Raw genomic sequence first — 7,500 nt, 5'->3', positions numbered from 1 at the left:
TGCAAGGGTATTTTAGCAATTTTAGCCGTTTTCTGTCCCTTTTTCTTGACTTTTTGGGAATTTAATATGGCTGTAATCCTTATATCATAAGTATTTCACAGTTATTCAGCAAACCCTATGTTAAGGAAAACCTCTCAATTCTCAGGAAAAGCGAAACCCAACACCCAACACCTAAATCTGTCTGAATCTTTTTCTTGGGTTTCCTTGGGTCTATTGTTGGGTTTCCTTGGGTCAACCCAACCTACGGTAGTTGACTACTGTAGAGTCCGTAGGTTGGGTTGAGCGAATAAATATGTTAAGGAAAACCTCTCAATTCTCAGGAAAAGCGAAACCCAACACCCAACACCTAAATCTGTCTGAATCTTTTTGTTGGGTTTCCTTGGGTGTATTGTTGGGTTTCCTTGGGTGTATTGTTGGGTTTCGTGCCTCAACCCAACCTACGGTAGAAACCCAACACCCAACCCCCCCCTGCCCCCCCGATGTCGGGGGGGTTGGGGGGGTCACACCCTGCCCCCACCAACAAACTTTTTGCCGCAAACCCTAGATACTCGATCGATTTTGAATCTCACCACGAAAAAAGCGATCGATCTTACAGCAAGATTTCTAGCGCTAGGGTGAACCCCGGAACCACATCTTCCCCGCTTAAAATCGCGTTCTCGGGATAACAGGTAATCGTCCCGTCCTGACGGTAGACGAAAGCCTGTTTATTGTGGCGATCGATCAACCATCCTAACTTCACCCCGTTCTCCCGATACTCCTCCATTTTCCGCTTTAACTTGGATAAACTATCGGTTTTAGAACGGATCTCGATCACGAAATCCGGCGCGAGATCGAGAAATTCATCCTCCCTTTCCTGCCAACCGGACGGTAAACGTTCTCTCGCCACGAAAGCCACATCGGGAGAGCGTACCGCGCTATTGGCCAGTTTAAAACCGCCGCTAGAACTAAATACCTCTCCTAACCCGTTCTGTTCGACCCAGTAGAGCAGGCGAGCGCCGGCTTTCAGTTCTCGATTCGCTGAAATACTTCCGATCGGGGGCATAGTGACTAACGTTCCATCTGCATTGCGTTCAAAGCCTAATTCCGGGTTCTGACAACTGAGGCGAATTAATTCCGCATCAGTAATCGTCGGGGATTTGCTTACCATATTGCATCAAAAAAAACAAGTATTTTTCACTAAATGATAACAAAGCGATGCCGATTGCCGCGCTTTTTCCTTTTGTACCCGAAAGGAAAAAAAATTGATCGCCCTATCCTGCATATTCCCAAAAAAGCAACCGATGAATTAGGTAGAAGCTCAAATCACCCTCACCGAGGAACTACCCATGAAATCCTTCGCCCTTCTCACCACCGTCAGCCTAATCGGCCTCTCCACCCTCGCCACTGTTCGCCCCGTTATGGCCCTAGAGAGCCGACAACCAGCCGAAACCCTGATCACTCAAGCGAACTACAAAGAAGCGATCGCCCACTTTAACCGGGGAATTAACTACATCCAACAGGAAAAATATGATCTCGCCCTCGCTCAATTCACCAGAGCGATCGAACTCGATCCGGACTATGCCGAAGCTTACCTCGGTCGGGGCATGATTTACACGATTCGCGAACAATGGCGACCGGCGTTTCAAGACCTGAACACCGCGATCCGACTAAACCCCCGCGCTGCCTACGCTTACCATTTCCGCGGATACGTCCATCTCGCATTTAACCAGAGACAAAATGCGATCGCCGATCTAACAACGGCCGCCGAATTATTTCGCCAGCAGGGAAACACAGAAATGTACAACAGCGCCATAGAAGCACTACGGCAGATAGGTGCGTAAGTTGCAAGGGAGAGCGATCGCTCTCCCCCTCTAAACTTTTGTAAAAAAACCAACCTGAAGACTTAAAACTTAATCGCATAATTGGAAAAAAACCAACGATAACATCCTTGCAAGTATCCCCCGACTAAAGAGGAGCCAACCCGATGAAACCAATTACTTTCACCCTATCGGTGCTACTGGCCACCACTGGCCTACTCGTTCAACCAGGAGGCTTCCTGATGGAAAACATTCCACCCATCCTCGCGCAGGAGCAGACCGCTTCTAGAGTCTATCAGAAAGCCAGCCCCGCCGTCGTCACCGTCAAAAATGGCAGCGGCCACGGTAGCGGCTTTCTCGTCAGTCCCGACGGTATCATCATTACCAACGCCCACGTTGTTGCGGACGGCCCCCGGGTGGTGACGGTGAAATTTTCCAACGGACAGCAGGCCTCGGCAGACGTGATCGGCTTCGCTAAAAATGGCGTGGATTTAGCCGTCCTGCGGATTTATAACCGCCAAAACCTGCCCTATCTTCCCCTGGCCCGTCCGAACTCCGCCAAAGTCGGCGAAAGCGTTTTCGTCATCGGCACACCCTTAAACGAGGACTATCAAAACACCCTCACCCAGGGCATTATCAGCCGTCTCGACCCCGAAAAAGGCATTGTGCAACACAACGCTAATATCAACAAAGGCAATTCCGGCGGGCCGCTTTTGAATTCACGGGGGGAAGTGGTGGGGGTTAACGTCGCAGGCGATATCGGGAGTTACGTTTACGACGGTGCGGGAAACCCGATCGGCCTTACCCAGAGCGGCATTAATTTCGCCGTTTCCCTCGATCGCCTGCAAGCTTTCCTCACCGCAGTTAAAACAGGCGATGTCTCCACCGTCTCAACATTAGGACAGGACGATCGGATACAGTTACTCGCCCTCCCTCTTAACGGTCAGACCGTTCAAGGCAACTTGACCAAAGACCAAAACGAGCAATATTACGGGTTCGAGGGTCGTGCAGGACAGAAAATCGTTCTGGATATGAACAGCAACGAGATCGCTCCCTATCTTGTCCTCTATCGCGTTCTCCAATCTTCCGAGGGGACAAAATACCCACAGGTCGCCCGTAGTGACCAGCGTGTCGATCGCGCCCCCGGGGATTTTAACGCTCGACTCGTAACCGAATTACCTGCCGATGGAGTTTATATCCTAGTGGCCACCTCTCGCGAAGGGGGTGAATCGGGTCGCTACACCCTCAACGCCGCCGCTAACCCTTAAATAATCCCATTTTGACCCTAATCACGATTCTAATCCCTATTTTCTGAGGAACTATCCCTATGAACTCTAGATATATTTCCCACCGTCTCGCTTGCGTCGGCCTCCTCGCCACTGTCCTCCTCGGTGGTATCGCCCCCGGTTTCAGCCAATCGACCACCCCGAATGGCGTCACCTTCTTCTGTAAAGAGGTGTTCGATCGCGCATCGGGAGGAAAAATCCCCGCTACCCTCGCTTGGATTCCCCAAAGAAGCGGCAATGTGCGGATTATCGGCTGGAAATCGGAATATTTCTCCAAACGTTCCCCGGTTCGTTGCGAGGAAGTCACGAAAAAATTCCAGGAAGCATATAATCAAGGGCGTTTTAACTATCTCACCACCGGCCGGGCGAAGGGATACCCGATCATCTGCAGCGTTTCACGATCCGGCGATCCCTGCGATGGTAATAGCCAACTTTTTACCCTTAAACCCCACGACAATCCAGATTTAGTCTTGCAACAACTCATGGACATCCTAGAGGGGAAAAGCTCGGATATGCTCCTCCAGAATTCCGGAGATAAAACCTATATCTCGATGACGGAGTTTTTCGCCAAAGCACCACTCGCCGATCGCGACGCACCCTGTGGTACGAGATCTGCTGGCCCGCAAAATAATTGCGTTCCCACCCGCTAGAATTTTCGCTGTTTTACCCCAAATTTCCCCATAATAACCATGTTGAAACCCTTTCCCCTACTCCTAAGCCTCCTACTTCTGCCCGTCGTACCGGTTAAAGCGCTATCCCCTTTCTCTGCTCCGGCGATCGTGGCGGAAGACAGCCCAGACGCGCAGATCGAGCGATCGATCCGTCAAGTCACTGTTAAGATTACTAGCGAGATAAATCGGGGATCGGGAATCATTATCGGGAAAAAAGGCAGTATATATCTCGTTTTGACCAACGCTCACGTTACCCGTGGCGCGACCACCCTACAGATCCAAACCCACGACGGCCAAACCCGCACAGCCTCGATCGCGCCGAATTCCCTTTTAAAAGATAAGGATCTGGCCCTGGTGGAGTTTAGCGATACCCGGGATTATCCGATCGCTAAAATTCGCGCCATTTCCCCGGATGCGGAACTAGATATCACTGTAACCGGTTATTCCGCAGAAACGGGGCAGTACACCACCGATAACGGGAAAATTGAACAAACAAGCGATCGACCCCTCCGGGAGGGCTACAGCGTCGGTTATAGTGGCGATATCGTGCAGGGAATGAGCGGCGGTGGTATCTTTTTCGAGGATGAGTTAATCGGTATTAACGGGCGATCGGCCCATCCGATTCTCTCTAACTACATCTACGAGGACGGTACAAAACCCACAGACGCGGAAATCCAACAGATGAGAGCGGTTAACTGGGGCATTTCCCTTCATACCCTATTAACCTACATCCGGCCCGAAATCCTCAGCGCCTATAACCTACCCCTACCGCAGGTGAACCCCGATATAGAAACCACCGTCTATACTGGTTATATCGCCAAATTAGAAGCGAAAGCGAAGGGTTTCACCGTCCGGATTGATAGTACGAGCGGTGGAAACGGTAGCGGTGTCATTATCGCTAAAGAAGGGAATATTTACACCGTCCTAACCGCAGACCATGTCTTCTGCGAAAAAATCAAAGGCACCACCAGATGTGCCGATCACACCTACACCGTCGTCACCAGCGACGGCAAAACTCGAAACATCGAGAAAAGCACCATCATCCGGCAGGAAGGGGTAGATTTAGCAGTTTTTCAGTTTGAAAGCCTGGACAATTATCCCGTTGCGGAAATAGCGAATTATAACCCAAATACCGATGATTTTGTTTTTGCGGCAGGCTTCCCCAAAATTGGCGACAATCCCTCGAAATGGTTGTTTAGTGGAGGTAGAATCAAAGATCAAGAAATGGGATTATTAGGAACCCGCCAAAATGACTTAAGCAATGAACAAGGGGCAGTATTAAAAAGTGTTGCTTCTTTAACCGGAGGGTATGAATTAGTTTATACCAGCATCACATTTGGGGGAATGAGTGGTGGTGCAGTCTTAGACTCCCAGGGGAGAGTAATAGGGATTCATGGACGTTCAGAAGGAGCAGGGGGGGGGAAAATTCAGTTAGGGTTTAGTTTGGGGATTCCCATTAGCACTTTTATCGGATTGCAAGAAAGATTCAAGGTAAAACCGCAATTATTAACCACTGCTCAACCCCAAGTTAGTCCGCAACAAAAACAAGAAATTAGTCAAGCGATTGCTGGTGTTATTGTCCCTAATACCAATGCGACGGCGGATATTTGGATAGAAAGGGGAGGACAATTATGGCGGTTACGGAGGTCTGAGGAAGCAATTAAGGCGTTTGATGAGGCGATTAAGCAAAATGACCCCGATAATGTCTATTTAGCCTGGTATGGGAAGGGATTAGCGTTAGGTGCTTTAGATAAATATCAACCAGCTATAGAAGCTTTGCAACAAGCGATTAATACCTTACCTAAAGGGGAAGATTTAAAGGAGTTTCACAGTAGTATTTTACAACTGCAAAGTAATGTTTATGCCGTTTTAGGTGGCTTCTCAAAAAGTGCTGGTAGAGAAAGAGAAGCCAGAGAAAATTATGAGCAAGCATTAACCGTGATTAATCAGGCGATTTCTCTGTTTCCCAATAGTCCTAAATCCTATATAATGAAAGAGTCAGTATTAGATAGTTTAGAACGCTATGATGAGGGATTAGCTGCGATTAATCAGGCAATTGATCTCGCTCCTCGTGCTTTGTGGTATGTGATTCGAGCGAGGTACTATTTCTTACAACAAAAATACGAATTAGCTTTAGATGACCATAACAAAGCTATTGAACTTAATCCTAATTATGCTATGGCTTACTCTGTTCGAGCGTTGCACTATTCCTCCCAACAAAAATACGATTTAGCTTTAGATGACTACAACAAAGCTATTGAACTTAATCCTAATTATGGTTTATATTATAGAGGGCGGGGGCTTAATTACCTTCTCCAACAAAAATACGAATTAGCTTTAGCTGACTTCAACAAAGCCATTGACATTAATCCTAATAATGCTGATGCTTACAACAATCGGGGTAATCTTTACTCTTACCAACAAAAATACGATTTAGCCCTCTCTGACTTCAACAAAGCTATTGACCTTAATCGTAATTTTGCTAAGGCTTACGAGAATCGTGGGAATCTTTACCGTCGCCAACAAAAATACGAATTAGCTTTAGCTGATTACAACAAAGCTATTGACATTAATCCTAATGATGCTGGTGCTTACGCCAGTCGGGGGAATCTTTACTCTGACTTGCAGAAATACGAATTAGCTTTAGCTGATTACAACAAAGCTATTGACATTAATTCTGATGATGTTTTTTCGGCTTACTTCTATCGGGGGATTTTTTACCATCGCCAACAAAAATATGATTTAGCTTTGGCTGACCTCAACAAAGCTATTGAACTTAATTCAAATTTTAGTCACTTTTACTTCGTTCGGGGGGATCTTTACGAAAACAAAGAAAAATACGAATTAGCTTTAGCTGACTACAGCAAAGCCATTGAACTTGATTCTAATTATGCTCAAGCTTACTACAATCGGGGGGAGCTTTACCGTCTCCAAAAAAAATACGATTTAGCTTTAGCTGACTACAGCAAAGCCATTGACATTAATCCTAATTATGCTAATGCTTACTACAATCGGGGGCTTCTTTACTATAACCAGCAGAAGTACGATTTAGCCCTCTCTGACTACAGCAAAGCTATTGACATTAATCCTAATTATGCTGACGCTTACAACAATCGGGGGGTTGTTTACTATAACTTGCAGAAATACGATTTAGCTTTAGCTGACTACAACCAAGCTATTAGAATTAATCCTAATTATGCTCAAGCTTACTACAATCGGGGGCTTCTTTACTATAACTTGCAGAAATACGATTGAGCCCTCTCTGACTACAGCAAAGCTATTGAAATTAATCCTAATTTGGCTCAAGCTTACTTAGGTCGTGGTGGTTTATATGCCATATTAGGACAACCCGAAAAAGTAAAAATTGATCTACAACAAGCAGCTATATTATTCCTCCAACAGAATAATATGGCTGCTTATGAACAAGTGATGCAGATTTTGCAGATTTTACAGTAGTTTAGTAGGTTGGTTTGAGGGAATAAATAGGTTAAAGAAAACCTCTCAATTCTCAGGGAAAGCGAAACCCAACACCCAACACCTAAATCTGTCTGAATCTTTTTGTTGGGTTTCCTTGGGTGTATTGTTGGGTTTCGTGCCTCAACCCAACCTACTTTAGTTTCCTTGGGTGTATTGTTGGGTTTCGTGCCTCAACCCAACCTACGGTAGGTTGGGTTGAGCGAATAAATAGGTTAAGGAAAACCTCTCAATTCCCAGGAAAAGCGAAACCCAACAGCCAACACCTAAATC

General features: G+C 46.6%; 6 protein-coding genes. 5 read left to right on the top strand and 1 reads right to left on the bottom strand.

Annotated elements, in window-relative coordinates; translation table 11 throughout:
* Positions 1-589 precede the first annotated feature (589 nt).
* Complete coding sequence (locus EWV66_RS07715) at positions 590-1,147, bottom strand: Uma2 family endonuclease (RefSeq protein WP_002763043.1); 558 nt, start codon at positions 1,145-1,147, stop codon at positions 590-592.
* Between the two features lie 178 nt (positions 1,148-1,325).
* On the opposite strand from EWV66_RS07715, the gene EWV66_RS07710 reads away from it, so the two are divergent.
* The 5 genes from EWV66_RS07710 (at position 1,326) to EWV66_RS24375 (ending at position 7,209) form a co-directional block, all read left to right on the top strand.
* A complete protein-coding gene (locus EWV66_RS07710) occupies positions 1,326-1,820 on the top strand; it encodes a tetratricopeptide repeat protein (RefSeq protein ID WP_002797745.1) in 495 nt (164 codons plus the stop codon).
* A 143-nt stretch (positions 1,821-1,963) separates the two neighbouring features.
* On the top strand, positions 1,964-3,064 hold the full coding sequence (locus tag EWV66_RS07705; protein ID WP_002797744.1) for a S1C family serine protease: 1,101 nt from the start codon (positions 1,964-1,966) through the stop codon (positions 3,062-3,064).
* 59 nt (positions 3,065-3,123) lie between these two features.
* Positions 3,124-3,732: a COP23 domain-containing protein gene (locus EWV66_RS07700; RefSeq protein ID WP_002763038.1), complete on the top strand. Its 609-nt coding sequence runs from the start codon at positions 3,124-3,126 to the stop codon at positions 3,730-3,732.
* A gap of 39 nt (positions 3,733-3,771) precedes the next feature.
* On the top strand, positions 3,772-7,008 hold the full coding sequence (locus tag EWV66_RS07695; protein ID WP_502705666.1) for a tetratricopeptide repeat protein: 3,237 nt from the start codon (positions 3,772-3,774) through the stop codon (positions 7,006-7,008).
* Positions 7,009-7,032: 24 nt separating this feature from the next.
* Positions 7,033-7,209 carry a hypothetical protein gene (locus tag EWV66_RS24375; protein ID WP_502705667.1) on the top strand — a complete coding sequence of 59 codons (177 nt, stop codon included), beginning with the start codon at positions 7,033-7,035 and terminating at the stop codon, positions 7,207-7,209.
* The last annotated feature ends 291 nt before the right edge of the window (positions 7,210-7,500 follow it).

It is taken from the genome of Microcystis sp. M_OC_Ca_00000000_C217Col, from assembly GCF_007095585.1.
GTDB lineage: Bacteria > Cyanobacteriota > Cyanobacteriia > Cyanobacteriales > Microcystaceae > Microcystis > Microcystis panniformis.
Note: the sequence above shows the minus strand (reverse complement) of the source record. Positions and strands in the feature narration are given on the sequence as shown.

Coding starts and splice junctions, on each gene's coding strand:
- EWV66_RS07715 (WP_002763043.1), bottom strand. CDS start 1,147: ATGGTAAGCAAATCCCCGACGATTACTGATGCGGAATTAATTCGCCTC.
- EWV66_RS07710 (WP_002797745.1), top strand. CDS start 1,326: ATGAAATCCTTCGCCCTTCTCACCACCGTCAGCCTAATCGGCCTCTCC.
- EWV66_RS07705 (WP_002797744.1), top strand. CDS start 1,964: ATGAAACCAATTACTTTCACCCTATCGGTGCTACTGGCCACCACTGGC.
- EWV66_RS07700 (WP_002763038.1), top strand. CDS start 3,124: ATGAACTCTAGATATATTTCCCACCGTCTCGCTTGCGTCGGCCTCCTC.
- EWV66_RS07695 (WP_502705666.1), top strand. CDS start 3,772: ATGTTGAAACCCTTTCCCCTACTCCTAAGCCTCCTACTTCTGCCCGTC.